At 63.3% G+C, this 1346-nt stretch carries 1 protein-coding gene and 1 pseudogene; one reads left to right on the top strand and one right to left on the bottom strand.

Translation table 11 applies throughout. The features are described from left to right. Positions 1 to 235: pseudogene (locus tag PI86_RS15170) on the bottom strand (NADP-dependent malic enzyme); the annotation flags it as partial. Between the two features lie 460 nt (positions 236 to 695). Between PI86_RS15170 and PI86_RS15165 the strand changes: the two are divergent. Continuing rightward, positions 696 to 1346: orotate phosphoribosyltransferase (locus PI86_RS15165; RefSeq protein ID WP_039324122.1), on the top strand; the 651-nt coding region annotated here is incomplete at its 3' end.

The raw sequence follows: 1346 nt of genomic DNA, 5'->3' as shown, positions 1-1346 counted from the left end.
GGCCCAGCACGGCCGTGCCGTTCGTGATGACGCCGACGAGGTTGCCGCGCGACGTGTACTTCTGCGCGTCGAGCGGATCGGCGTGGATCGCCTCGCACGCCGCCGCGACGCCCGGCGAATACGCGAGCGACAGATCGAGCTGGTTCGACAGCGGCTTGGTCGGGGTGACCGAAATCTTGCCGGGTTTCGGGTTCAGGTGATAAGCGAGAGCGGCCTGCTTCAGTTGTTCGTCCATGATTGACCTGCGAGAGACATGCGAAATTTTGACGGTTCAGTACACAGCACCTTGGGCCGCGTCTGCTTGGATCGAGGGGATGGTCGACTGCGAGACGGCACGCAGCGCGCCGGGTCGGCACGCCATCGAACCTTGGCGGGTGGCAAGAGGAAAGTACAAAGTACTGAACGATTTCTAAGGGTCGCCTAGTGTACACCCCCTAAATGACGTCCGTTGGTGCGGCGCCGCATCCTTGGCATCAGCATCGGGCCGATCGCACCCCGTTTGTTTCGCCGGTGGTGAGCGGCGCGCCGAACCCGCGCGAATTCCGCCGAAAACCGCCCTGAATCGGGTAAAATAGCCGGCTACGCGCGCAGCGATGCGATTGGCCCTCCGATCGCGCCCCGGCCCCTCGGGCAGGTTCCCCTTGCTGCGCCACCGGGCCCGCGCCCGCTCTTCGCTCATCACCCAAGGAATGCCCATGACAGGCTACGATCGTCAGTCGATCTCGGATACGACCGCCAAAATCCTGCTCGAAGTGCAGGCGGTGCACTTCAACGCCGAAAAACCGTTCATCTTCACGTCCGGCTGGGCAAGCCCCGTCTATATCGATTGCCGCAAGCTGATCTCGTATCCGCGCGTGCGTCGTGCGCTGATGGAAATGGCGGAAACGACGATCATGCGCGACGTCGGCTTCGAGCAGATCGACTCGGTGGCGGGCGGCGAGACGGCCGGTATCCCGTTCGCGGCATGGCTCGCGGACCGCATGATGGTGCCGATGCAGTACGTGCGCAAGAAGCCGAAGGGTTTCGGCCGCAATGCGCAGATCGAAGGCCATCTGGAAGAAGGCTCGCGCGTGCTGCTGGTGGAAGACCTGACGACCGACAGCCGCAGCAAGATCAACTTCGTCAACGCGCTGCGCACCGCGGGCGCGACGGTGAACCACTGCTTCGTGCTGTTCCACTACAACATCTTCAAGGAAAGCGTGTCGGTCCTGAAGGACATCGACGTCGACCTGCACGCGCTCGCGACCTGGTGGGACGTGCTGCGCGTCGCGAAGGCGTCGGGCTACTTCGAGACGAAGACGCTCGACGAAGTCGAGAAATTCCTGCACGCGCCGGCCGAATGGTCG

The organism is Burkholderia sp. A9 (genome assembly GCF_000801975.1).
This window is presented reverse-complemented; position numbering and strand designations above follow the sequence as displayed.